Here is a 25,152-nt window from a genome sequence, read left to right on the forward strand (position 1 = left end):
TTATTTTAATCTCTTCCAATAAATTCCTTGATAAACTCTTTTGTGTCGAATGGGGCAATATCGGAATACTGTTCTCCCGTTCCGATAAAGAGCATGGGAATATTGAGTTCTTTACTAATGGTAATGGCATTACCGCCTTTTGCCGTCGAATCATATTTTGTCAGCATGATTGCATCAATAGAGATAGCTTCATGAAACGCTTCCGCTTGCCGGAATGCGTTTTGTCCGGTTGTTGCGTCAAGTACAAGAATTTTTTTATAGCAGCCTGTATCCGCTTTTGATTCTGCAATTTTATCAATCTTGCCTAATTCTCGTATAAGGTTTTCTTTTGTATGAAGTCTGCCGGCGGTATCGGCAAGTACCAGCCCGCCGCCTTGAGCTTTTATTGCTTCTGCCGCATCAAATACAACTGCTCCCGGATCTCCGCCGTGTTGATGCGCTACTACGCGCAAACCAAGCGCCTTCCCGTGATATTGTAATTGCTCAATTGCCGCTGCTCGAAAGGTGTCCGCAGCAGCGAGAACAATCGGCATAGTCAAAATTTTATTATAATAATTCGCTATTTTTGCAATACTGGTTGTTTTTCCTACACCGTTTACACCCAGTATTAAATACACGGAGGTTTTCTTTTCTTCAGGCATAAAGGTTACGGTTTTGATCAAAGGAGTTAAAATACCGGTAAGTATACGAATGATATCATCTTTGGTTTCCGCTTTTTGTTTTTTACACTCTTGTCGCAATAATGTTTCAATATCAAATGCTGTTTTTGCTCCGACATCTCCTTCAACAAGAGAGTCTGTAAGATTTTCAAAAAATGAATCATCAAGGTTGATATGCATTCCGAATAAGCGCTTTAAGCCTTCAGAAAAACGTCTTTTTGTCATTGTGTTTTTCCTCCTGAGGGTTGCTGCGAAAGGTCTTGTTTTGCATCGGTTTGTAAATCCGATTTTTCAACGAGCGCTGAGGATGTTTTTTTGCGTTGCACCGGTACATTTTCCGTCGGTATTGCTTCTTTCGGTAAGCTTTGGTCAGCTGCAACTAAATAGCGAATAAGCTGGATGAAGTAGTTTACTCCAAGGCAAATGGTTACTCCCTGCATAACATTGGAGCTAATTGATAAAGCTTTTATTGACGAAGCATTTTTATCTGTTTGTGGTAATCTTCCGGATTCATAGGCATTTCTTTTATCCGCCAAAACTCCGCGCAGAATCATATCAATCGGCAGTGCAATATAAAATGCGCCAAGCGACCAATACAGCACCTTTCTTTGTTTTTCTATTTTATCCTTTGTAGTTATTTTATTCAAGGATGCGGTTATCGGCACGCTTCCTCGTATATCTTTTATTTTTTTTGAATTAACCAGAACAAAGGTTCGCACGCCGTTATGAGAAATATCTAAAAGATTTTTATCGCCGTACAATTGAACATCAAAAGGAGTAAGACCGAAATATTTTGTATCAAAAAAAATATCAGCCTGTCCTTTTGGAATATAAAAAGTTACCGTTTTTGCGGTCATTTTTTTTAGTGCTATTTTCAACGAATATAGCGTATCATCTTTTATTTGAACATCTTGAGTAGCGGAAATAAATCCGGTTGCCGAAGCGCTGACCGTATATGAGCCTTTGTAGAGTATAATCGGTTTTGAGAAATCTTCTATTTTTTTATCCTGAATATAAACACTGGCAGTTTTCGGCTCAATATCAAAATACACGGTTACCGGCTTTGCGTTTTGAATAACCATCTGCATTTGTTCAGATAGGTTTTTTACTATTTCTTGAATATCCTCATATTTTCCTGCATCTGAAAAATGATATTGAGGCATATTTGCTAAACCAGTTGTAATGCTCACCGATACGGAAAGATAGCCTGCAATATCTTTAAGCGTGCCTGATACAAGAGCTGAAATTTTTTGTTCTTGTAGTTTTTCTGCAAGATTTGTATGTTTCTCCGTATTAAATAAGTCGCTACCAGTTTTCCATAAGCTTACGGTTTTTATATCTTCTTTTGAAAACTGCCGCGCATCGGCAATTTTTATATTTTCTTTTGCTCGCTCAATCTCTTGCTCTTTTTTCTTAATATCTTTTTCTAGTTTTTTTAATTGCTTTTTTTTAGCCGCCTTGCTTTCCACCGAGAGAAAAAGGGTATCTTTTTCTTTTATTAAGGCAGCTCGTTCTTTAATAAGTTTTAGTTTTTTTTGTCCGGTTTCCAAAAGGCTGCGTGCTTTTTTCTCATCCATAGGAACAGTACGCCTCATGTCGGTATCCAAATAAAGTAAAACCATTTTCGGTACGGTAATTGCGTATTCTTTGTACAGCTCCGGCAGATCTTGTATTGAAAATTCGGTTGCGGCAAGAACCCAGTTATCGTCTTTTTTTTCTTGTCCGAAAAAGGGTAGGGTGCTAAAAAGAAAAAGGATGAGTACGAGGGTTCGCCATTTATTTTGTTCTTTCATATACTTCATCAAAATCATCGGTGGAAAATGGCTGCATCAGAAAATCTTTTGCTCCGCAACAAAGGGCCATGTTAATACGGGCTTCTTCAAAAAGAGAAGAAAGGGCGATAAATTTTGTATGCGGGCTTATTTTTCGAAATGTCGCGGAGTCCGTAAAATATGCACAATCAAAATAAACCCTCGAAACCTCTTCTGTTTGCAGCATCTGCATAAGCCAATCGCATGAGAATGCCCGAGTCATATTTTGTAACAGTCCCGACTTTTTTCTAATATTTTCAGTGTATGTGCAGACTTGTTCTCCCCGTCGGCGTAGGGCATCAGCCATTCTGTTTCCGAGATAGGCTGATGTACACACAATGCAAATCATATAAAATCATCCTCATCGGCTGAAGCTTCCAATACGTTTTTCTGTAAATACTCTTCCATAAAACCGTCAATATCGCCGTCCATAACCGCCTGAATATTTCCCGTCTCATATTTTGTACGGTGGTCTTTTACCATTGTATAGGGCTGAAATACATATGAGCGGATTTGATTGCCCCAGGAAATGTCTTTTTTTTCCGCTGCAAATTTTTGATTATCCTTTTCTTTTTCTTCTCGATAGTATTCGTACAACCGTGCTTTTAAAATTGCCATTGCAGTTGCGCGGTTACTTATTTGACTGCGCTCATTTTGACAGGCAACCACAATCCCTGTCGGAAGATGCGTTAAACGAACCGCTGAATCTGTTTTATTAACATGCTGTCCACCGGCGCCGCCCGCTCGATATGTATCAACCCGTAAATCTTCTGGACGGATTTCAACCTCAATGGTGTCATCTAAAACAGGGAATACATAAACTGAAGTAAATGAGGTATGTCGTCTGGCATTTGAATCAAAGGGACTAATTCTGACCAACCGATGAATGCCGTTTTCTCCTTTTAAAAAACCGAAGGCATATTCACCGCTCACTTTTAAGGTGATTGATTTAATACCGCCGTCAGCTTCAAGCATATCAAGTGTTTCTGTTTTATAATCGTTACGCTCTGCCCACCGCAAATACATTCTGGTAAGCATTTGCGCCCAGTCACAAGCCTCTGTGCCGCCTGCACCTGCATGGATGGTAAGAAAGGCATCATTTGCATCAACCTCTCCGGAAAGAAGGTGCAATACATTCAATTTTTCAAAACGTTCGGAAAGTTTTTGATATACCGAATCAATTTCATCCGTCATCTGCTCATCTTCGGCTTCTTCCGCTAAATCATATAAAGCTTGCAGATCCTCAATATCGGTTTGAAGTTCACGCCATGGTTCTACACGAGAGCGCAAAACTTTCAATTCACTCATGACTTTTTCCGCTTTTGCGGTATCATTCCAGAATCCCTCTGATGCGGAAAAATCTTCTTTCTCTTTTATTTTTTCATAGATAGTATCGGAGTCAAAGATGCCTCCAAATTTCAGCTACCTGTGCCCTTAATTCACTTATTTTTGATTTATATTCTTCTAAAAGCATAAAAAACCTTCCTTATAGTATTATTTCTAAATGTAAAAACAGAGCGTGTGCCTTAGCGCATCTACTCGAAAAAAGCTCAATGAGAATACGATAAGAAAGGAATATTGTCAATCTTATCGACAGGGTTGGCACGACAAGAGCACGAAGAATATCCTAAAGTGCGGATGTATTTATTCCGATACTAATGCCTCATAAAATGCAATAAACTATATCAAATCTAAATTTGGTAAAAATCTTACTTAGATTTTTATACATTGAGATAAATTTTAAAGACTCTTATGTTGAAATCAGGTGCAAGCTATTCGAAATTGAGTCAAATTCCTGCTTAAATGACAAAAATAAGTTTTTTGTGGATTTTGTCGTGTAGTAAAATAAGTTAATATTGCTAATTTAAAAAAACTATAATAAAATATGGTCAAACAGTAACGGAGGAAAAATTTATGAAAAAAATATCCGGTTTTTTAATAGTACCATTGTTTATCTGTTTATTGTTTTCATGTAATCAGTCATACGGAAAAAAGAAAAACCTTCTCTTAGGATCGTGGGACAGGTATACTGTTATAAATGGAAAGCCATTATACGTAAAAGCTTCTTTCAAAGAGAATACATTCACTTTATATCATTCGCATATGCTTGACGAGGAAACAGGAGGAACCATATTTTATACTTATACCAGATAGAAAGATGTAATAAAAGCAAATGCAACGGGAATACGATACGATAACGATGATGAAATTCTTCCTGCTTATGAGGTTGGGTTTAAGTATAACCCTTTTGATATTTCATACTCAATTAAAGATGATGAGTTAACTTTACAATATTCCTCAATAACCTTTGTTTTATATAAAAGATAAATAATGTCCTTTATAAAAATAGCTTTTAATCCGGATCCGTCTTTTTTGATCCATGTATCAAAATACTTTCTTCTTTTTCTAACATAGTATTCCTTTACAGTAAACTGTTCATTGGTGTTGTGCCACCTGATAATTCGGTACGCATGTGATGTATACGTTGCTCCTTGATCGCTATGTAGGAGGACTTCTTTAAGACTATATTTTTCGGCTAGGTGCGTAACGCTGTCAACGGCAAGTTTCGCATCCACATGCCGTGAACACACATAGGCAACTATCTCTCGATTGTATAAATCCAATATTGCGCTTAAATATAACCAGCCGTCTTTTACTCTAAAATATGATATGTCCGTAACCAGCTTGCTTAAAAATGCCGTTGCGACAAACTCTCGGTTAAGAATATTTGCCGGAAGATTTTTTCGTTCTTCCTTTTTCTGCTTATAATACTCTTTTGGATGCTTTCGTCGGCGTATTTTTGCCTATGGTAAGTTTTCTCACCGTTGCTAAATTCCAAACGATGTTTTGCCTGAGATTTTATTGTAAGCAGGCAAAACTCAGAACTGCCACGGACGGCAGTGGTTCCAAACAGAAACGATGTTTTAAAGCAAGACAATTGTAAAGCTTTAAAACTCGAGGGTTAGTTTTTGCCACGACGGCAAAAACTAACCTGGGCTCCTTTTTATAACAGAGAGTTTTTAAACTCGTGGGTTTGGTTTTGCCACGGACGTCAAAACTCAGAACGGGCACGGACGCCCGTGGTTCCAAACAGAAACGATGTTTTATAAAGCAAAGTAATTTGCAAAGCTTTAAAACTCGTGGTTTAGTTTTTGCCACGGACGGCAAAATCAGAACGGGCACGGACGCCCGTGGTTCCACGCAGAAACGATGTTTTAAAGCAAAGTAATTTGCAAAGCTTTAAAACTCGTGGTTTAGTTTTTGCCACGGACGGCAAAATCAGAACGGGCACGGACGCCCGTGGTTCCACGCAGAAACGATGTTTTAAAGCAAAGTAATTTGCAAAGCTTTAAAACTCGTGGTTTAGTTTTTGCCACGGACGGCAAAATCAGAACGGGCACGGACGCCCGTGGTTCCACGCAGAAACGATGTTTTAAAGCAAAGTAATTTGCAAAGCTTTAAAACTCGTGGTTTAGTTTTTGCCACGGACGGCAAAATCAGAACGGGCACGGACGCCCGTGGTTCCACGCAGAAACGATGTTTTAAAGCAAAGTAATTTGCAAAGCTTTAAAACTCGTGGTTTAGTTTTTGCCACGGACGGCAAAAACTAAACCGGAGCTCTTTTTATAAATTCAAGTGTTTAAAAGCTGCATAAAAGATATCCCGTTCTCTGGTACCTCCACTTTGAAATATTCACAAATGCTTGCGCCCACGTCTGATAAAGTATTCCTTGTTCCAAGCTTCTTTCCGTGTACTTCCTTTTTATATACAAGCAGCGGAACGCACTCACGGGTGTGTTTGCTATGTCCTATGTTCGGGTCATTACCGTGATCCGCCATAACTAGCAAAATATCATCTTCTTTAAAAAACTTTAACAGTTCTCCAATGCTTCTATCAGATATTTCAAGTATTTCTTTATATGTTTTAGAGGACATGGAATGCCCTGCCAAATCGGTTTCCTGTATGTTTGTACAAATAAAACCTGTATCCATGTTTTTGAATTCACTGATAGTATGCCGCATGCAATCCTCCGTGGGTACACAGGAAATGCTTCTACCTTGATCATTTGCGACAATATCAGCAACTTTCCCGATAAGTGTAACAGGTATTCCGGCTCTTCCTAAGATTGTCGGAGTCTGTACATTTTTATCAACGCCGTACCCAAGATGGAGGCACCTGTATCCTTGTTCGTAAGACTTAGACTTAGCCGAAGCAATACCGATGAACTTACCGTTTTTTATTTCCTGCGCATTCCATAAATCCTGCATAGTATTTCCGGTACCGCCGAAAACTATAACTCTTCCGACAGTTACAACATCTCTTACAAGTTTTCCTATTTCGTACTCATTATCAAAAGAAATATAGTCAAGCGGAGCCGTCACATTATAGCACATACCGAGGTCAGCCTCTAAATTATCAGCTATTGTAACGTAAGAATCACACAAAAGAAACCTTAGTCCCTCCTGTTCAATAACATTTATCGTATGCCCCTTGGACACAAGATAAGCCGCTACCTCATCTACTTTCTCCTGAAACGGGTGAATATCAGGTTTTTTCGGCAAGCTTCCCATTATTTCCTGATGTCCCATAAAGGTGTCCGCTCCATAGTGCATCAAATTAATTTTCCCATAATTCGCCGTAGGATAAAACTTCATTGAATTGCTCTCTCTGCCGTAAGCATTCATCAGCCCCAAGGCTTCAAGATTCGGGAGCTTCAAGTCAGGATTGTCATTTATAATGCTTCGCAGCGTATTGGCTCGCTCATCACCCGGGCGCACCATAGGAGCGTCATCCATTGCTCCAACGCCGAATCCATCCAACACAATAACCACAAATCGTTTCACAATTCTTCCTTCTTTCTTCCGTGACTGTCATAAATACCGACAATCTCGTATTTGCCATGCTGTATTCCTTTTACCAATACCACATCACTTCTTGTCGAAAAAATCTGAAAGCGGAATGCCATAAGTGCTGTATCGCCGATTTTACATTCATCGGATATGCCCAAATGGTAATCTATGCTTTCATGAGTCGGGGGTATCACCAGAAGTCTGCGGCGCTCTTCATAGGAGATTCCGACCAAAACATTCTTTACATGTGATCGCCTATAATACCCGCCGCCATAACAATAAGCATTGCCTCCAAAATTATGAGAAATTTCACTGACATATACCACAGCCGGTCTTTCTTCAAGTTCAAAGTCGGCATGCATTATTGTAGTTCCGCTCAGTCCATGCCCCGGCTCACCACAGTTTCCGCCGTATTTGAGCATCTGATTAAGTGTCCTGCAACATGTCGAAGCGGGGGTATTAATAATCTGAGCTGTAACACCACAGGTTTTTAAAATCTCATTTGCAAATTGTACAGTTCCCAAATTAGCAGTCGGCAGAATATCCTTATCTTTTTCACTATATAGATAACATGGAAATGACGTAATACCTTTTATTTCCACATGTAAACAGTTGCTCTTAATCCAAAGCACTGTTTCCTTTAGTTCATGCAGATGAATACCTGCCATCTGCCCTGAATAAAGCGTATCATTATCCCCATATACTCTTAGCATAATCCCTTGCTTAATGCGGAGTTCTTTTGCCGCATCTTCTATCGCTTGTATTTTTTCTTTTGAATAAACGGTAATTACCTCCGGCTTATAAGCAACGATTTCTTTTATCATTGCCTGTGGCACCTGTACTAAGTGTCCAACGTTCCCTATAGGAATCTTATGCCGCATCATAACAAGGGCTTCTCTAAAATCAACAGTTACTGCACCGCTATATCCAAGCTTCATTAATTCCGATGCCAGATACGGATTTCTGCCAACCTGTTTCAGCATAAAATATAATTTTATGTTTTTTTCATTAGCTGATTTTAAAATCAGTTCCGCATTTTCAAGGAACACATCAACATCAACAATATATGAATCCGGAAGAATTTCCTGGTTTTGATGCAATAAAAATGCGGTTTTAACTAATTGTCTATTTCTTTTTTCAATTTGATTCAGAAACATTTATCTCGCTCTTTCCACTGATTCTCTAAGAATATTTAAAATTGTGTCGGCACCCGCACGCATGGGATTAATTCTTATCATACGGTCTTTCAGTGTGGGATCGACCTTTAGAAATGTGCCGGATACTCTGTAAAACATTGGTGTTATTTCATACTTCGATTCAGCACCTACAGGATTCGGCGCCGCTCCCAACTTTTCCGCTTCTATAAGCACCCGCTCCGCTATAGTATCAGAAAATTCCACCAATATAACCTTTGACTGTGCATTCGCAATAAATGCATCTTTAACCAGAGGAATCTTCCCTGACTTAAGTCTTCCGACACACTCCTCATTCACCTGCGCTTGAATTGCAAGAGATACCGGCGCATACGTAAGCCCTCTCAGCACATCTATAGACTCATGTCCTTGGACTTGCATACCTCCGGAGTAACTTTCAGAAATCAGACGGTCAATATATAATTTTTCCCCTACAATAACGCCGACTCCCTCGGGCCCAAGCAGCTTAAACGATGAAAAACATGATACATCCGCACCACACTGCACCCCGATATCTTTTACTTTCATTACCGCATAGTTATCATCCGTCAAAATCGGTATATCCCTCATTGTTTTAATTGTTTCAATCACCGTATGCATATCATACCTGTCATCCGGTTTTTGCCTTGTATGTTGAATCAATACACCTTTCACATCAGAATTATTTTTAAGTGCCTTTTTAATCTCATCGATTTCGTTAAAGTCCGCTTCAATTGGTATAAGCCCGAGCATATCAAACGAAGTCTTACTCGTGCTATAAATCGGTGCGGCATGAACTAATACCTTGTCTCCGCAATTAAACATGGAATGTAAACCGAATCGAATTGCCCCTGTTCCGGCACCCCTAAGCAAAATACAAGCTTCCGCATCAAAAATGCTCGCAATTACCTTTTCCGCCTTAGCGGTAGTCACAGGTTTGTTAAACCCCTCTACTACTCCGAGATCGCCTCTATTCAAAAAAGTATGCCCTTCAAATTCTCTTGTAATACAGTCAACCACCTTAAACTGAAGCCTAATAGCTTCGTTTAACGATAAACTGCGTAACGGATATGTCCGCATAATCACACCTTCCTTCTAATGATTTTTTTGTCACAAGCACTCATAACACTTGGTTTCGGTGTGCAACATTTTTTGATATCTTCAATTAATTTTTTAATTCATCTAATCAGAACCATAAATAATTTTATAAAAGAGAGCTCGACACGGCGCAACGGCGGGCAATTTACCATAGGAATGCTAAATCTGCAAGTCATAATTGGTAATACTCTGATTATAATACAGGGAGTTAATTACAGAATATCATACTCGTCACGCATAATCTAAATACCGCATTGTGATACTATACGCTTGGGATTACTCAATAACAATTCATCGATATCATTTTTCGTGAAGCCGCTTTTTTTAAGCATTGGCAAAAACTCCTCAAAAATATACGTATACCCGATTCCTCCCCTGTATTTGAGGCTTGATTTTCTTGTAATATCCATGGAAAGCACAACTTGAGAAAGCATCCCCTCATCCTTAATACGCTTCAGAGCATCGACTCTAAAAGTATCCGGGCAATAATTAAGCTTGCCTATTGTATCAACCCCTATCGTAACGCCCTTTTTCAAAACCGAAATCATGTATTCCATATCTTGAGACAAATCCATATGCCCTATGATAATCTTTTTAGGGTCTACTCCATGAGCAATCAGATAATCCGCCTGCTTATCGCCGATACTTCCAAGGGTGGTATGTGTTGTAACTAGCGCTTTTGTTTTAACTGCCGCAATAGCCATTGCATCGAACACCTTTTGCTCCATCAATGTCATTTCGTCCTTGCTCGTTCCGAATTCACCTATTACATCTGCTCTTATGCCTGTATCTTCGATCCCTATTGTAAGCTCCTTAATTACAATATCCGCTAATTCTTTAACCGAGTTGCTGCGCACACAATCCGGCAAAAAAGGCTCCTTATAAAACCCTGTTGAAACTATAATGTTAATTCCTGTCGCATCTGCAACCCTACGAATATAATTCACATCTCTGCCCATACCTATATTTGTCACTTCAAGTATGTTGCGTACTCCATACTCGTACAGAGTCTTAAATTCTTTAACTGTTTCATCAAAGCAATCCAGCCTGCAATCATAATCTTTTTTTACCCCTGATAAATCTATTGTCACATGTTCATGCATCAGGGTATATCCGTTCAGTAATTTCATTTCACCTCTGGAGCTACAATCAAACCGATTATGGTTAAAACATTTAACAGAATACCGAAGATAATACAGGCAACCGGTCCGATAGCCATATCTACAATAGGCTTCTTGGATTTTTTGTTAAGTAAAAACGCCCCTATTACAAATAATGCTCCGATTCCTGAATATCCCGATGCTGCACCCGCCATCTTTTCTGCCGAAACTATACCGCCAGCCAGTAGTGATACTTCGAGTACCTTATTCATGGAAGTACGCACATATTCTCCCATATCCTTTACACCAGGGAATCTGTCCATACCCTTGGCAAATAGATTGATTAGCGCAATTTCAGCCAGCATAATAACTACTCCGACCAAAAAAGCCGCAATCGGATTACCATGCAGCAACAGCCCTGCCACAAACACAAAAGTACAGCCTGCCGCACCGTAGACTCCGGTCACAATTGCAGTTGTAAATACCAACGGAACAAAGCCGATTGCTCTTGCAAGCGCAGTTAAAGCCGCATTGGTATACTCCCCCTTTCCAAGTAAGGCTAAAGATACAGGGTCACCTGCAATCATTGACATACTTGTTCCTACGGCAATTAATCCTCCCATAACCATAAGAAAAGGCCAGTTCTTACGAATACGGGCAACATTTCCCTCAAAGCCAATGGTAAGTGCTTCATTATTAGCATCGGTTCCCTTTTTTTGAGCAGCATAAAATATCATAAGAAGCATTCCAATCAACATAGCCATGCCTTCCGCATTTAACCTAACCGGTTTTCCCGAAATGGAGAATACGCCGAACTTTTTAATTAAGTAGTACACCAATACCGAGACAGCTGCCGTAATAGCACCCTTTTTAAATCCGTGCTGCTCAGCAACACTGATAGCAGGAAAAACAGCAAATGCCACCGTTACGTATGCTGAAACACTGCCAAGTTCTTTTGTAAAATTGTAGGGCATCTGTGCAAACAGATTCACGACAAACTCAAGCCCTAACAAGATTCCAAGTCCATAGCCTGCACCAATTACTGCTGATAAAATCATTCCAAGCTTTGTATCAGGACAAAACGAGCCTATAATATCAGTTGTTAATAACAGGCAATGAATCAAAATAATACTGGCAGCAATAGAAGTCGGTATACCAAAACCTATAACCAAACCGAAGCTTATGGCAAAGCTCATGGCAGCTAATTCTTTTCTTGAAATCTCCTTATTGAAATATTGACCTACAATCGGGCGAAATCCGTCATTAAATACGGCTATACCCTGATTTGATAGAACGGATGCAAAAGCTCCGATCAAAGCAATTACTAAATAACTCATACTCTTTCCTCCTCTTTTGTAACAAATGCGTTAAGCAATATAGGCAAAACAGCTTCTTTATGCTGAGCCGTAAATCCGAATGCGACTTTTCCAGCCTGTACTTCTTGTTCAATCTCTGCGTCACTTTTTATCTGCCCGGGCATGGAGATAGTGGCGCATTTTGATCTGCCAAGAATTGCAAGCGCCATTGCAAGTGCTCCGCCACCTCCCGTGTTACACGCCCCGATGTAGTAGTCATATTTTCCGGCTTTCATCGCCATTACCGCATTTAAGTCTCCTTCTATTGTCACCTCAGCCCGATCTTTGAGCTGCGCTTTGACAATTGAAGCGATCCCATCCTTGTCAATTTGTCCCCCAATAACAATTCTCATCAAAAGCTACCTCCTGTTCTTCCGATTCATCTTAAAATATTACAACGCTTCTTTTGTTAATTTTTCCACAAATACATCTGCCACTTCTGCTGCCAAATCAAACGTGCTGTGATACTTTCCTGCTTTAGTCAATCCAAGATTCTGCTTGTTCGTTAAAACTATTATTTGCATATTATTTTCTTTGTCAAAGGTCACGTGCGTTCCTGTAAATCCATTATGCCCGAACATTTTATCCGTTGCCGTTTTTCCCATATATTTTTTTTTCATCTCAAATCCGTAACCTCTATTGTTTTCGCCTAAGTGGTTTGCAGAAAACAAATCAATAGTCTTTTGATCATAAAGAGTTATACTGTTGTAAGTTCCTCCGTTTAACATGAGCTGTCCTAGGATTGCAAGATCCTCCGCAGTTGAAAAAACGCCTGCATGTCCTGCAACTCCATCGTTTGCCATAGCAGTGTTACCGTCATTAGTCTGCCCTGTTAATACTTCTGTTCTCCATCCTTTAAACTTCTTAAACGCTTCTTTATCTTCGGTGCAATCATAACCAAAGTCCGGAAATCGTTCCTCATCCACCATCCTGTACTCAAACGGATTTCCCCACGAAGTTGCCGCTATACGATTCTTTGGGATCCCTTTGTCGAGCGGCTTATACATCGTATTCGTCATACCGAGCGGTTTATAAATCTCAGTTTCCACATATGCATCCATTCCCATTCCTGTAATTTTTTCTACAATAAATCCCAGCGTCATAAAACCAAAGTCACTGTATTTCACTTCTCCCGGTTTAAAAATCAGCGGAAGCTGCTCAATCAATTGAAGTTCCGCATTCCTGTCTTTATTCACATATAAAAAAGTCGGTTTCCACTGAGGTAATCCTGAGGTATGAGTTAAAAGCTGTTCAATAGTAACATTCTCTTTTCCGTTCTGTGCAAATTCAGGCAAATACTTAGCAACTTTATCCGTTACAGTAAGTTTTCCCTCGAAGTATAACTTCATAATAGACTGAGTGGTCGCCATTACCTTAGTACACGATGCCAAATCATATAATGTATTCAATTCCGTTGTTTGTGGAGTTTTGAGTCTTTTAGCCTTTGGATTTGCGAGATCACGCACATCCGTAAGTTCGTACAAATGAGCATACCCATAAGCTTTTTCAAATACAATCTTTCCATCCTTGGAAGCCAATATAACTCCTCCCGTGATGGTGCCGTTTTCAATGTATTTTTGTACAATACCGTCTATTTTTGTATCAAGCGAAGCATCTAATTCTTTAGGGAGATGCATATCTTCCTGAATTTTCTTATCCTGAGTCGTAACAGTCTTTTCAAGAGTCTTTCCACAACTTACCAGAAACGCGGAAATTACTATAATAACACTAAGCACCAATACTGCTTTTAGTTTTTTCATTAATTTCATTCTATACACCTCTTTCTTTTTCAGAAATTATTCTTAGTCTTTATTATAAAAAATTACATATATGCGCAGACAGAAAATCTTTCTCCGATTGTGAGAATTCGATATCTGTTTTCGACAGCATTTCGTTTCTTAATGCAAGAGCTTCATTATACAAAGGATGCTCTTTTACAGTTAAAAGTACTTCATCGTCTAATGGATTTTCTATAAGTCCGTCTATGGCTCGTTGACTTGCCATCGCAAGATGTGTAAAAAATATTTCGGCTTTGTCCTCCTCAATATTTGGCTTAGTTGCAAGCACTAAATCTATCATGTTCATCGTATAGTCGGCACTCTTATCATCAATCACATTATTATCTTTTAGTACTTGTGTTCTCATATATAAGAGTTCTTTTAAGTCCATATAGTTCCTCCTTAAAATACATTTTTTTGTACTATTATACATAAACCATTTTTCTACACGCTTTATTTCTCAGCTCAGTTCCCTGTATCCGAATCACTATGTAATTTATCCTGTCAATTTAGAAAGACTTGTCCTTTATTCCTGTTTTTACCTCATTCATTATCCGTATCGTATCTTCCACATTGATTTTCTTTTTTAGAAGCTCCTTTAAATATTTATCTTTCTTCTTGGTTATAAGTACTGCTGTGGAAAACTGAGCATTATATTTATCATCTTCTATGAAAATAGGCTTCAAATCATAGGCATGGTCATTTTTCATAATATCATCATAATTCCACACACCAGCGTCAATTGTGCCGTCCAATAAGGCTGAAATTGTCTGCTGTGTTCGAATGCTAACCAATTGAACTTTTTTATTTCTAATTAGATTGCATGTAATCCCGCTTTGATCAAGTGATTCTTCGTCGTATGCGACTTTCATACCGTCTTCTATGCCTGTTGCCCGCTTATCTCTTAAGAGCAGTATATGTTTTGATAAAAAACTCCCCGCTCCGAAATTCAGGATACATTCAATATCTCTGCCATCGGCTATAGCATATTCCGCTGCATACCGAGAAACTATTGCAAACTGATAAATTCCTGATTCTACCAGTTGGAGTCTTACAACAGCTCCTCTCGTATACGCCATATTAAATTTTAGATCTTTAAGCTGCTCATAAATTGCAGTTGCAAACCCTTCATATGTCCTTGAATATGGCAAGGGCATTATTCCTAAAATCTCTTGTTTTAAACAACTTTCTTGAAGTTTTTTATAATCGATTTTTTCAATATATGTTCCCTGATACCCTTGGTTTCTAAGTGAGATAGCACCAATTTCTTTTAAGTAACTGAAAGCGTTTTGCATAGTTCCTCGTGATACCTGAAACTCTTTTTGGTAATTTGAAATTGAAGCAATGCGATTTCCGACATCCTTAGAGAGCAAATCCATAGCAAGATTGCTGATAGTTACTCCCTTTTTTTGGTATAATATATTGTTAATGTTCAGATTCATAAACACATGCCCTTTCGTAAAAATAACCGATTGTGATGTTCATATGAGGCAAGCTTTTAAGTAAGGCTGATAGTAAAATTAAGACCTAAATTAACTGTACCTTTAACCCCATAAAAACAATGTTCATTTTTTTGTATCTTTGTTGTTTAATGATATCCTGGTTTTTATATTATGTCAAATATAATTTTAAATTTTTTTTACTCTTCCACACAGCACGATGTGAAACGCGGGACACGCTCAAGTTTGTTGGTAACTATTTTAACGTTCTGTAATTAAGTTGCTGGTATACTAATCGGAGAATCAGCGATGATGGCGTGGTAGGGATTTAAGCTTTCCTATGGTAAGTTTTCTCACCGTTGCTAAATTCCAAACGATGTTTTGCCTGAGATTTTATTGTAAGCAGGCAAAACTCAGAACTGCCACGGACGGCAGTGGTTCCAAACAGAAACGATGTTTTAAAGCAAGACAATTGTAAAGCTTTAAAACTAACCTGGGCTCCTTTTTATAACAGGGAGTTTTTAAACTCTCGGGTTTAGTTTTTGCCTATGGTAAGTTTACTCGCCGTTGTGTTGTGTCAAGCTCTTTTTATAACAGGAAGTTTTAAAACTCGTGGGTTTGGTTTTGCCACGGACGGCAAAATCAGAACCGCCACGGATGGCGGTGGTTCCAAACAAAAATGAGTTTAAAAAATAACTGAGTTATCAAAAAACGCTGCACTATACTTTTCCGCTTTTTCATATTATGATGAACGCATGATTGATTCTTTGGACAAGATAAAGGGGTTGCGTGTTACCGTGATGGGGCTTGGGCTGAATGGAGGCGGGCTTGCAAGTGCGCGGTTTTTTGCAAAGCACGGGGCGGTTGTAACCGTTACCGATATGAAAAGCGAAAAAGATTTGGAAGAATCCGTTTTGCAGCTGAAGGAGTATCCGTCAATTCGGTTTGTGCTGGGCAGGCATGATGTCAAGGATTTTGAGTCGGCGGATTTGGTGATAAAAAATCCGGCGGTAAAGCGTGCAGGGAATGTGTATCTGGATGCGGCTAAGCATATCGAGAGCGATGTTTCCGTGTTTTTGCGTTTAACCGACGCACCGATTTTGGCGGTAACCGGAAGTAAGGGAAAGTCATCTACGGTGAGTGCCTTGCAGTACGGTTTGCAGGGCATGGGCTTTCGCTCTTTTTTGGGTGGGAATATTACTATCAGCCCGCTTGATTTTTTAAGCGAAACAGGCAAAGACACGCCCGTTGTGCTTGAACTTTCGAGTTGGCAGCTTGCAGACCTTCGCGGGAAAAAACTTTTGAAGCCGGAAGTCGCCGTAATTACGCCGGTTATGCCCGACCATCAAAATTGGTACGGCAGTATGGAAGCGTATGTTGCCGATAAAAAACTTTTGTATGCAGACCAAACTCCGGAAGAGTTTTGCTTTTGCAATTATGATGATCAATGGGGAAAAATTTTTGCCTCTGAAACCGCGGCGCAAGTGTTTTGGTATTCAATCAAGCCGCTGCCGGAAAATCTTTGCGGCGCGTGGCTTGATAAAAGCGGCGAAGTTTTTTTTAGGCTGCACGCGCAAGCCGAGCCTTTACGCCTTTTGCCAAATGAAATTATGGTGCCGGGCTCTATTTTAAAAGAGAATGTGATGAATGCCGCCGCCGCGATTTTTCTTTTTGTCAGAAAGCAGCGCGGTTCGTTTGCCGATACGGCATTAAGCGATTTAGAGCTGGCAGCAAAACTTTCCGCAGTTATGAAAACCTATCCAGGACTTGAGCATCGGCTTGAATTTTTTTATGAGCAAGGCGGTGTGCGCTTTTACAATGACACTACTGCCACCGTTCCCGAAGCAACGGCTGCGGCACTTGATGCCTTTACCGAAAAGCCGGTGTTAATTTGTGGCGGCACAGATAAAAAGTTGGACTTTACACCGATAGCCAAAGCGGCGGGAAAGGCAAAAGAAATTTTTTTATTAGCGGGCACGGGAACCGATTTACTCGCGCCTCTTTTGGAAAAGAAAAATATCGCGTATCGGGGGCCGTTTGCCAATCTTGATGATTTACTTATCTGTGTAAAGGATTGTGTGCAAGCAGGTGACCGAGTAGTGTTTTCTCCGGGGGCAACCAGTTTCGGGATGTTCCAAAATGAGTTTGACCGCGGCAGGCAATTTAAAATAAAGGTGCAGCAGATTTTTACCACATGAAAGAAAAACCGAAAGGAAAGCTTCAGTCAGTATTACTCTGGTATTCGGATACCATGGAAAAGCAAAAAAAAGGCTTTTATGATTTTGTGCAAAAAATGTATATTACCTTTATGGCTTTTATTACCAATGATTTGGCAACAATCACTTCTGCGGGTGCATATAATTTTTTATTATCCGCCGTGCCTATTTTTATTTTAGTGCTGATAATACTGTTGCAGGTTTTACACGCAAATCCGAAAACAATTCTTGCCTTTTTACAACGCAGTCAAATTATTTCTATTCCTCTTGGCATCAGTGATTTGGTTGCCTATATCGGCAATGTAAAGAATTTTGCATTTTTTGAATCAGCCCTCATTGTGTTTATTTTTTGGATGTCTCGCCGTTTTTTTGCTTCAATTCAGCACAGCATTCGAATGATTTATAAAAAGCAAATAAAGATAGAGCCGTTTAAGGTGAGTATCATTGTAATTATCGGAGAAATTGCATTGGTTATTTTTATTGTGTTTTCGATTATTATTTTGACAGCGGGGAATGCGGTTTTTAAAACAGAGTTGCCCAAAAGAATATTTTCTCCGTCAAATATTTTAGTAGTAAAAAACGCAATCCGATATGCGCCGATATTCTTTTTACTTATCTTTCTTTTTACTATCTATTATTTTATGCCGCCCGTGCGACCGACAAAAAAAAATGCGTTTTTTTGTGCGGCTACTTGCTCGCTCTCATTTCTGGTGCTAAAAATATCTTTGAACTTTTTGCATGATAGGGCAAAGTTTGATTTTGTGTATGGATTTTTCAGCAATTTTATTTTACTGCTTGCGCAAGTGTGGTTCTTTTTTTTCTTCTTTGTTTTCTTTGCGCAATTCATGTATGTAACTCAATATTTTAACAGTTTTATTACCTCATACTTATACTGCCTACCCAAACATAACGATCCGAAATTTTTAAACCAAATTATTCGCTCCTTATTTATAGAGCCGCCACAAGAATATAAACACAACATGGCCTTTTTTAAAAAAGACACAACTGTTTTTTCCGCCGGAGAGGCAACCACCGATATTTATTATATCATAAGCGGCACTGTCAGCATTATCGGAGAAAAGGGAGCTGTTGAATTGCAAAAAGGAGATACATTCGGCGAGTTTGCCTGCATGGTGGAAGGCAAACGCCTGACAACGGCAAAGGCGCTCACCGATGTGCTGACCGTCCGAATCCCCGAAGAAGATTTTCTATCCGCACTCTCTATCGACGGTAATGTTTCCCGTCAAGCTCTGCAAGCCTTATCTGAGTTTGTCTTAAAAGAGAAAAACTAAAAGGGTGCTGCAAAAACAAGCGCAGCAACGATGATTTTGCCATTAGCGCGTGGTATACATCTTTTATTTTAAGATAAATATCAAATATATCGGTTAAGGCACTTGCATAAATCTTTGTATTTTGCTATGATAGCAAAAGTTATTGGCGCCGTGCCCAAGTGGTAAGGGAGAGGTCTGCAAAACCTTTATTCATCAGTTCGATTCTGATCGGCGCCTAAAAAGACCGAACATTGTTCGGTCTTTTTTTTCGATATATCGATCTACTCTTCGTTCATGCATAAGCTGGTATAGCGCCATGGATACCCATAGTTCTACGCAGCAGCAATGTTTTAAAATTGACTTATCAAAAAAATGCTGCATTAGCCGTTAAAAACATAAACAATCAGAAAAGTATTTTTATATAAATATCGATCTAATTAAGACTATTAAACATGTTTAATTTTATTGATAAAATATATATAATGAATGAAAAACATATTGCTAAAACACTTATCAGGTGGTATAACAAATGAGAGATGTAAATATGTTAAAAATCATAAAAAAAGTACCGGGAGGGATACTCTTGGTACCGATGTTGATCAGTGCACTGTTCAACACATTTTTACCGGGATTCTTTGGAAAATACGGCGGTATTTCCGATGCGCTGTTTACAACAAAAGGAATAAACTACATTGTAGGACTTATCACACTTTGTTCTTCAACAGCTCTTAATTTTAGGTCACTGATAAAAGTGTTTAAAAAGCAGGGCGTTTTAATATTGGCAAAGATCATACTCTGTCTAATATTCAGTATCGTATTTATGCGGTTATTCGGCATTAACGGAATTCTTGGAATATCGGCGATTGCATTTACTGCGTCTATCTGCTCGACAAATCCTTCCCCTTTATTTAGCGCTTGTAAACGATTACGGCGAAGAAAATGATCAGGGAGCATTCGGGCTTTTGGGACTTCTCTGTGTGCCGGCGGTTCCCGCTCCTTGTTTTCAGTGTATCAATGGCAACAACAATAGACTGGAATCCGATTATTTCAACATTAATTCCTATGGGAATCGGTATTTTAATCGGTAATGTCGATAAAGAATTTGCAAAATTCTTAGGCTCAATCGTAGGAGTGCTGATGGTATTTATGGGATGGTCATTCGGGGCAGGAATCAATTTAATAGATGCATTCAAGGCAGGGTTTCAAGGTATAATCCTTACCGTTGTTTTCTACATATTGGTTTTACCGCTGATATACCTGGTAGAAACTAAATTATTAAAAGAAAGCGGAATTTCATCAATAGCGATGACCTCAATAGCGGGTTTGTCGGTAGCTGTGCCGTCTATAATTGCATTATCATATCCGGAGCTTGCCCCGATGGCGGAAACTGCAGTAGCACAAATTGCACTCGGAGTAGTAATCTCAAGTGCAATCACTCCGTTTATTGCAAAATATATAGCGGATAAAAAAGAAATAATTAAACAAGGAGTATAATTATGTTTTTAACTAAGGCAAATGAATTAAAAGAAAAGACAATCGGCATAAGAAGAGCGTTACATCAAATTCCGGAAGTAGGTCTTAACCTTCCGAAGACAAAGGCGTATGTAAAAGCAAAACTTGAAGGACTTGGCTTAAAAGTAAAAGAGCTCGGAGAGTCAGGACTGAGTACTATCATTGAAGGTAACGGAGACGGGAAAACCTTGCTTTTGCGGGCAGATATGGATGCGCTTCCTATGTGTGAGAATTCTCATCTTCCATTTTCCGCACAAGGGGCGGAAGCTCATACATGCGGGCACGATTTACACACCGCAATGCTTCTTACCGCAGCGGAAATTCTTATTGAGCATAAGAATGAATTCCCGGGAAAAGTAAAACTGATGTTCCAACCCGCAGAGGAGATCTTTAAGGGTTCAAAAATGATGATTAAAGAGGGAATTTTAGAAAATCCAAAAGTAGATGCCGCCCTTGCAATGCACACAAATCTTGACGAAAGTCCCGGATCATTCGGCTATAACCTCGGATATATGACGACCTCCTGCGACAACTTCAAAATTGATATTACCGGAAAGGGCGCTCACGGAGCCTACCCTCACACTGGTATTGATCCGATTAATGCGGCGGTAAACATCTATCAAAATTTTGCGGAATTACTTTCGCGAGAAAATCCTCCGCAAGCGACAACAACACTGACATTCGGTGAGTTGAGTGCGGGATCAAGTTCCAATATTATTCCCGAAACCGCCAGAATGCAGGGTACAATGAGAACATACGATCCGGATGTTCGAGAGAAAATGAAAAAACGAATGGGCGAGATACTTGAAGGAATTGCAAAGACAACCGGCTGCAAAATTGAAATAGATTATTTTTCAGGAGTGCCGTCGCTATACTCAAATCCCGAGCTTACAAGAGAAATTGTGGAAATAGTAACCGAAAAATGTCCGGAAATCAAAATGCTCCCCAATGCAAAAATTATGGCATCCGAAGACATGGCTGATATTTCGGTTAAAGTCCCTACAACCTACTTAATGATGAATTGTAAGGTTGACGGAATTAATGTTTCGCACCACAATCCCGGAGTGCTTTTTAATGAAGATGCGATGCCGTACGGGGTGGATGTATTTACAACCGTTGCAATAGAATGGCTAAAAAGGCATAAGTAACGCATGTTTTTAACTTATAAAACGCGTTATACGCCGGCGTTGATAACCATAAAGCACAGCAATCAAGCAAAAATTAACTGAAATTACTTGGATGCGGTGTTGATATGAAGACGGATATTCTTTGATGCGGAGTATCCGCCTTCGTTTGTGCAGCGTTTTATAATTAACGTACTTGCTATGCAAAGCGAAACATCGGCAATAATGGTTTGTGGATTCAGCATCACTATGCTAAGTTATAGTAAATTTTCAAAAACAAAAGTTGCCGGAGAAAACTTATTGTTTAGCGTAAAAGTTTTTTTATGAGAATTACACACACCAGCACTATCACCGATACAAGGGCTGTAAAACCGCCTGGCGCAACATTCAAATAATACGAAAAAATAAGCCCCGCCATAATATCAATAATACTGAATACAAATGAAAATATAATCGTTCGTTTAAAACCTTGTTTGAGCTGCAGTGCTGTGGCAACGGGAAGCGCAATCATTGAGCTTAAAACAAGCATGCCGACAATTTTAATGGAAACGGCAATACTTGCCGCAACAAGAATTGAAAACACATAGTTGATAAGCTTCACCCGAATTCCTATTACCCGTGCAATATCCTCATCAAGCGTAATATACAGCATTTCATGGTAGAGGATAAAAACGGCAATCAGCGAAAGAATGCTTAACACAATCACCGTAAGAACATCCGCTTCTGAAACGGTTAGCACACTGCCAAAAAGATAGCTTTCCGCATTTGCTCGAATAAGCCCTGAACTCATAATTGTAATAGCGATTCCCACACTTAAAGAAAGTACAATTGATAAAATCAAATCGGTGTATTGCTTAAAAAAACTACGCAAAGCTTCGATTAGTGCCCCCGCAAGTGAGGTAAACACAAAGGCGCCCAAAATCGGATTGAGCCCCGAGGCGAGGGCGAGAGTAACTCCCGCCAAAGAGCCGTGCGCAAGGGTGTCTCCTATCATTGAATACCGGCGCAGTACAAGATAAATGCCGATTAGGGGGCAAAGAATTGCGATAAAAAACGATACGATAAACGCATTTTGCATAAAGGTATATTGCAGCATATTCCATCCATAAAGATTAAAAAAAATTAAAACGTTTGTATGTTTTTATACGAGGGATAAAAACATACAAGCGACACTCTGTATCATCATTCTTCTCTACACACTGGGCAAGACTCTGCCTGCTTCGGATTCAAAAACTCCGCCACATATCGATCCGGCGTGCAAAGATGCCCGTGGCTTCCTTCGATATGAAAGATTTTAGTAGAGTTAAGCAAAGCGGCATCAAGATTATGCTCAACGGAGATAATTGTTACGCCCTTCTGTGTATTTAAGTTTTTAATAAAAGCGTAAATATCTCGCTGTCCTTGAAAGTCAACTCCGGTAGAAGGCTCATCAAGGATTATAAGCTCAGGTTCTCCGATAAGACACCGCGCAATATACACCTTTTGTACCTGCCCGCCGGATAAGGTTCCCACCAAAGCATTTTTAAAATCAGACATGCCGACTTCTGAAAGCACTGAATCTACCAGCGCCTTATTTTTTTCTTTTAAGAGAGCTCGGTAAGAATGCAGCATTTCAGCCACTGTTATCGGAAAATTTGTAAGATTTTCCTTTCGTTGCGGAACATACCCGATTCTTTTTGCGGAATTTATAACAACTCCATTGGTTGGCGTTAAAAGCTTAAGCATAAGTTTTATTAAGGTGCTTTTACCTGTTCCGTTTTCACCTAATACTGAAATATATTCGCCCCGCTGCACATGCAAATTGATCCCATGCAAAATAAATCTTTCATGTGATTCATAGCGGAAGCTAAGATCATCAATACGTAATATCATTTGTTCATCCATTTTTTATTCTTACCATCTCAAAAACAGCATTATCTAAGCAAAGATATCTAGTATAACGTTTTTTTAATAAGTCGATTCATTTTTTAATACATCTTACCAAAAACGTAAAAAATTTTATAAAAAAGAGTTCGACACGGCGCAAGGGCGAACCCTTGGAATTTCTACCTTTGGTTCGCCTACGAGTTTTAAAGCTTTAATTTTACAATTTTGTGTTGATGCTTTAAAACGTCGTTTGGAATTGAGCAACGGTGAGCAATTTACCATAGGAATGCTTAAATCCGCAGTCCCTCATTGTTGATACTCCAATTTTTATAACAGGAAGTTAATTACAAAACGCTACACTAGCCACTATACAAAATTTCCTTTTTTTTTTCTATAAGTACTTGCAATAAATTTGCAAATACTATACACTTGCAAATCATTTGCAGAAATAGGAGCATATATGAAACAAAGAAAACTTATTAGTTTTTTGATTTTAGTTTTTATTGCCGTATCGGCATTTGGCGCAGGCGGAAAAGAAGTTATCCCCGAAGGGAAACTTTCCGTAGCAGTCAGTTTTAACGCAATGAAAGAACTCACTGAAGCGATTGGAAAGGACAAAGTTTATATTTCCACTATCATTCCCGATTCCATTGAGCCGCATGATTTTGAGCCAAAAGCAAAAGATTTGGGCTTTTTAAGCAGTGCAAAACTTGTTGTGTATAACGGGCTTGGCATGGAGCCGTGGATGGAAAAAGCAATAAAATCGGTAAAAAATCCTCAATTAGTAGAAGTTGTTGCTTCTCGAGGCATCGAATCCATTGCGTTATCCGGTGAAGATGAGCACCATCATCATCCGGGGGTTTGTCATCATCACCATGGAGAATTTGACCCGCACGCATGGCTTAGCTTGAGCTCGGCGCAAATAATGGTAAAAAATATTGCTGCAGGACTTGCAATGGCGGATCCGGCTAATGCAGACTTTTATACTGCCAATGCTTCAGAATATGCAGGAAAACTTCAAGCCTTGTATGATGAATACAAGATAAAATTCGAAAATGTAAGCAAAAAGCATTTTGTGGTAGGTCATGCCGCATTTGGCTATCTTTGCAGAGATTTCGGGCTTGAGCAAAACAGCGTAGAAGATGTTTTTGCATCGGGAGAACCGACCGCAAAAAAACTTGCTGAATTGGCGGACTTCTGTAAAGAACATAAGGTTACCACTATCTTTATGGAAGAAATGGTGAGCCCGAAAGTAAGTCAAACACTTGCAAAAGAAGTAGGTGCCTCTGTAGAAACTATTTACACAATTGAAAGTGCTGAAGATGATCTCTCCTACTATAATAGAATGAAAAATAATATAGAAAAAATTTATAAATCGCTTGCAAAGTAATTTTTTTTATAGTATCATCCAAGTAGTTTTGGCAACAGTCTGTTTGCAGTCTTTACATTCTCTCCTTTAACTGCAAATTAAGGCTGTTGCCTTTTTTATTTCTTCAGGCGTTTTTTGTTTTAACCCCAGTATAGTGTTTATAATGCCGCAAACCGGTTTTCCCAATAACCGGTTCAGACGGTGTCTCTAATTCTAATAAAGGAATAAATTGCAATACAGAGATACCAAAACAGTCAAAAGCAACTTGGTTTTGGCATTACCGTGCACCTTAATACTGTCACACTAAAGATAAAACATAAATTTATAAAAAATGTCCAAAATTTTCCTTGCAAATTAGCCGAGATTAACATATAATTTAAACAAAAGACGATTAGATTTCAAATAAGGAGTGTGTTAAATGTCCGTAATCTCATTACAAAATAAGTATAGTGATGCCAAAATTGAAGAAATGCGTAAATCAGTTACACTAAAAATAGTTTCATGCTTTATGTTATTTCAGATTTTATTGGCT

At 39.1% G+C, this 25,152-nt stretch carries 24 protein-coding genes and 1 tRNA gene; 8 read left to right on the forward strand and 17 right to left on the reverse strand.

The window, feature by feature from the left end; all coding sequences use genetic code 11:
- Positions 1 to 5 precede the first annotated feature (5 nt).
- From ftsY to prfB, 4 genes are all read right to left on the reverse strand, one after another.
- Complete coding sequence (gene ftsY / locus FUT79_RS07805; protein ID WP_002694939.1) at positions 6 to 884, reverse strand: signal recognition particle-docking protein FtsY; 879 nt, start codon at positions 882 to 884, stop codon at positions 6 to 8.
- Entirely contained in the window at positions 881 to 2,452 is a 1,572-nt protein-coding gene (locus FUT79_RS07810; RefSeq protein WP_024752610.1) for a hypothetical protein, read from the reverse strand. The genes ftsY and FUT79_RS07810 overlap by 4 nt, the downstream gene beginning before the upstream one ends.
- Positions 2,436 to 2,819, reverse strand: a complete 384-nt coding sequence (locus FUT79_RS07815; protein ID WP_002694935.1) for a response regulator — start codon at positions 2,817 to 2,819, stop codon at positions 2,436 to 2,438. The genes FUT79_RS07810 and FUT79_RS07815 overlap by 17 nt, the downstream gene beginning before the upstream one ends.
- A protein-coding gene (prfB, locus tag FUT79_RS07820; protein WP_148878944.1) for a peptide chain release factor 2 occupies positions 2,816 to 3,944 on the reverse strand; the annotation gives its coding sequence in 2 pieces (ribosomal slippage) (positions 2,816 to 3,871 and positions 3,873 to 3,944; 1,128 coding nt in all). Before prfB ends, FUT79_RS07815 begins: the two co-directional genes overlap by 4 nt.
- Positions 3,945 to 4,384: 440 nt before the next feature.
- Here prfB and FUT79_RS07825 point away from each other — a divergent pair.
- Entirely contained in the window at positions 4,385 to 4,624 is a 240-nt protein-coding gene (locus FUT79_RS07825; RefSeq protein ID WP_024752611.1) for a hypothetical protein, read from the forward strand.
- Between the two features lie 65 nt (positions 4,625 to 4,689).
- On the opposite strand, the gene FUT79_RS07830 is transcribed toward FUT79_RS07825, so the two are convergent.
- From FUT79_RS07830 to yhfZ, 10 genes are all read right to left on the reverse strand, one after another.
- Positions 4,690 to 5,268 carry a DDE-type integrase/transposase/recombinase gene (locus FUT79_RS07830; RefSeq protein ID WP_148889470.1) on the reverse strand — a complete coding sequence of 193 codons (579 nt, stop codon included), beginning with the start codon at positions 5,266 to 5,268 and terminating at the stop codon, positions 4,690 to 4,692.
- A gap of 834 nt (positions 5,269 to 6,102) precedes the next feature.
- Entirely contained in the window at positions 6,103 to 7,314 is a 1,212-nt protein-coding gene (locus FUT79_RS07840) for a phosphopentomutase (protein ID WP_039943559.1), read from the reverse strand.
- Positions 7,311 to 8,477, reverse strand: coding sequence for an alanine racemase (locus tag FUT79_RS07845; RefSeq protein ID WP_044634558.1), 1,167 nt, complete (start codon positions 8,475 to 8,477; stop codon positions 7,311 to 7,313). Before FUT79_RS07845 ends, FUT79_RS07840 begins: the two co-directional genes overlap by 4 nt.
- Positions 8,478 to 9,572 carry an aminotransferase class V-fold PLP-dependent enzyme gene (locus FUT79_RS07850; RefSeq protein ID WP_148884049.1) on the reverse strand — a complete coding sequence of 365 codons (1,095 nt, stop codon included), beginning with the start codon at positions 9,570 to 9,572 and terminating at the stop codon, positions 8,478 to 8,480.
- Between the two features lie 260 nt (positions 9,573 to 9,832).
- Entirely contained in the window at positions 9,833 to 10,720 is an 888-nt protein-coding gene (locus tag FUT79_RS07860; protein ID WP_024752616.1) for a phosphotriesterase family protein, read from the reverse strand.
- Positions 10,717 to 12,027 carry a YhfT family protein gene (locus FUT79_RS07865; RefSeq protein ID WP_024752617.1) on the reverse strand — a complete coding sequence of 437 codons (1,311 nt, stop codon included), beginning with the start codon at positions 12,025 to 12,027 and terminating at the stop codon, positions 10,717 to 10,719. Before FUT79_RS07865 ends, FUT79_RS07860 begins: the two co-directional genes overlap by 4 nt.
- Positions 12,024 to 12,398 (reverse strand): DUF2620 domain-containing protein, encoded by a 375-nt coding sequence (locus FUT79_RS07870; protein ID WP_231577576.1) that lies wholly within the window; start codon positions 12,396 to 12,398, stop codon positions 12,024 to 12,026. The genes FUT79_RS07865 and FUT79_RS07870 overlap by 4 nt, the downstream gene beginning before the upstream one ends.
- A 39-nt stretch (positions 12,399 to 12,437) precedes the next feature.
- Positions 12,438 to 13,814, reverse strand: coding sequence for a serine hydrolase (locus FUT79_RS07875; RefSeq protein WP_215905132.1), 1,377 nt, complete (start codon positions 13,812 to 13,814; stop codon positions 12,438 to 12,440).
- Between the two features lie 43 nt (positions 13,815 to 13,857).
- Positions 13,858 to 14,214, reverse strand: coding sequence for a PRD domain-containing protein (locus tag FUT79_RS07880; protein WP_024752620.1), 357 nt, complete (start codon positions 14,212 to 14,214; stop codon positions 13,858 to 13,860).
- Between the two features lie 118 nt (positions 14,215 to 14,332).
- Positions 14,333 to 15,265 carry a GntR family transcriptional regulator YhfZ gene (gene yhfZ / locus FUT79_RS07885; protein ID WP_024752621.1) on the reverse strand — a complete coding sequence of 311 codons (933 nt, stop codon included), beginning with the start codon at positions 15,263 to 15,265 and terminating at the stop codon, positions 14,333 to 14,335.
- Positions 15,266 to 16,017: 752 nt separating this feature from the next.
- On the opposite strand from yhfZ, the gene murD reads away from it, so the two are divergent.
- From murD to FUT79_RS07910, 6 genes are all read left to right on the forward strand, one after another.
- Positions 16,018 to 17,460, forward strand: a complete 1,443-nt coding sequence (murD, locus tag FUT79_RS07890) for a UDP-N-acetylmuramoyl-L-alanine--D-glutamate ligase (protein ID WP_024752622.1) — start codon at positions 16,018 to 16,020, stop codon at positions 17,458 to 17,460.
- Positions 17,457 to 18,770: a YhjD/YihY/BrkB family envelope integrity protein gene (locus FUT79_RS07895; protein WP_148878939.1), complete on the forward strand. Its 1,314-nt coding sequence runs from the start codon at positions 17,457 to 17,459 to the stop codon at positions 18,768 to 18,770. The genes murD and FUT79_RS07895 overlap by 4 nt, the downstream gene beginning before the upstream one ends.
- Positions 18,771 to 18,914: 144 nt before the next feature.
- Positions 18,915 to 18,986, forward strand: a tRNA-Cys gene (locus tag FUT79_RS07900).
- A 292-nt stretch (positions 18,987 to 19,278) separates the two neighbouring features.
- Positions 19,279 to 19,692: a 2-keto-3-deoxygluconate permease gene (locus FUT79_RS15755; protein WP_197071856.1), complete on the forward strand. Its 414-nt coding sequence runs from the start codon at positions 19,279 to 19,281 to the stop codon at positions 19,690 to 19,692.
- The gene (locus FUT79_RS15760; RefSeq protein WP_197071857.1) at positions 19,689 to 20,243 is read left to right on the forward strand and encodes a 2-keto-3-deoxygluconate permease; all 555 of its coding nucleotides are present in this window, start codon (positions 19,689 to 19,691) and stop codon (positions 20,241 to 20,243) included. The genes FUT79_RS15755 and FUT79_RS15760 overlap by 4 nt, the downstream gene beginning before the upstream one ends.
- Before the next feature lie 2 nt (positions 20,244 to 20,245).
- A complete protein-coding gene (locus FUT79_RS07910; protein ID WP_148878938.1) occupies positions 20,246 to 21,409 on the forward strand; it encodes a M20 metallopeptidase family protein in 1,164 nt (387 codons plus the stop codon).
- Positions 21,410 to 21,492: 83 nt separating this feature from the next.
- Here FUT79_RS07910 and FUT79_RS15090 read toward each other — a convergent pair whose 3' ends face one another.
- The 3 genes from FUT79_RS15090 to FUT79_RS07920 all read right to left on the reverse strand — a co-directional run bounded on the left by FUT79_RS15090 (position 21,493) and on the right by FUT79_RS07920 (position 23,257).
- Complete coding sequence (locus FUT79_RS15090; protein ID WP_002700525.1) at positions 21,493 to 21,630, reverse strand: hypothetical protein; 138 nt, start codon at positions 21,628 to 21,630, stop codon at positions 21,493 to 21,495.
- 59 nt (positions 21,631 to 21,689) lie between these two features.
- Positions 21,690 to 22,481, reverse strand: coding sequence for a metal ABC transporter permease (locus FUT79_RS07915; RefSeq protein WP_002700523.1), 792 nt, complete (start codon positions 22,479 to 22,481; stop codon positions 21,690 to 21,692).
- A gap of 86 nt (positions 22,482 to 22,567) precedes the next feature.
- Positions 22,568 to 23,257, reverse strand: coding sequence for a metal ABC transporter ATP-binding protein (locus tag FUT79_RS07920; protein WP_218137364.1), 690 nt, complete (start codon positions 23,255 to 23,257; stop codon positions 22,568 to 22,570).
- A 454-nt stretch (positions 23,258 to 23,711) separates the two neighbouring features.
- Here FUT79_RS07920 and FUT79_RS07925 point away from each other — a divergent pair, with 454 nt between their 5' ends.
- Positions 23,712 to 24,641: a metal ABC transporter solute-binding protein, Zn/Mn family gene (locus FUT79_RS07925; RefSeq protein WP_024752625.1), complete on the forward strand. Its 930-nt coding sequence runs from the start codon at positions 23,712 to 23,714 to the stop codon at positions 24,639 to 24,641.
- Positions 24,642 to 25,152: the final 511 nt, after the last annotated feature.

The sequence above is a fragment of the Treponema phagedenis genome, assembly GCF_008153345.1.
In the GTDB taxonomy this organism is placed as follows: domain Bacteria; phylum Spirochaetota; class Spirochaetia; order Treponematales; family Treponemataceae; genus Treponema; species Treponema phagedenis.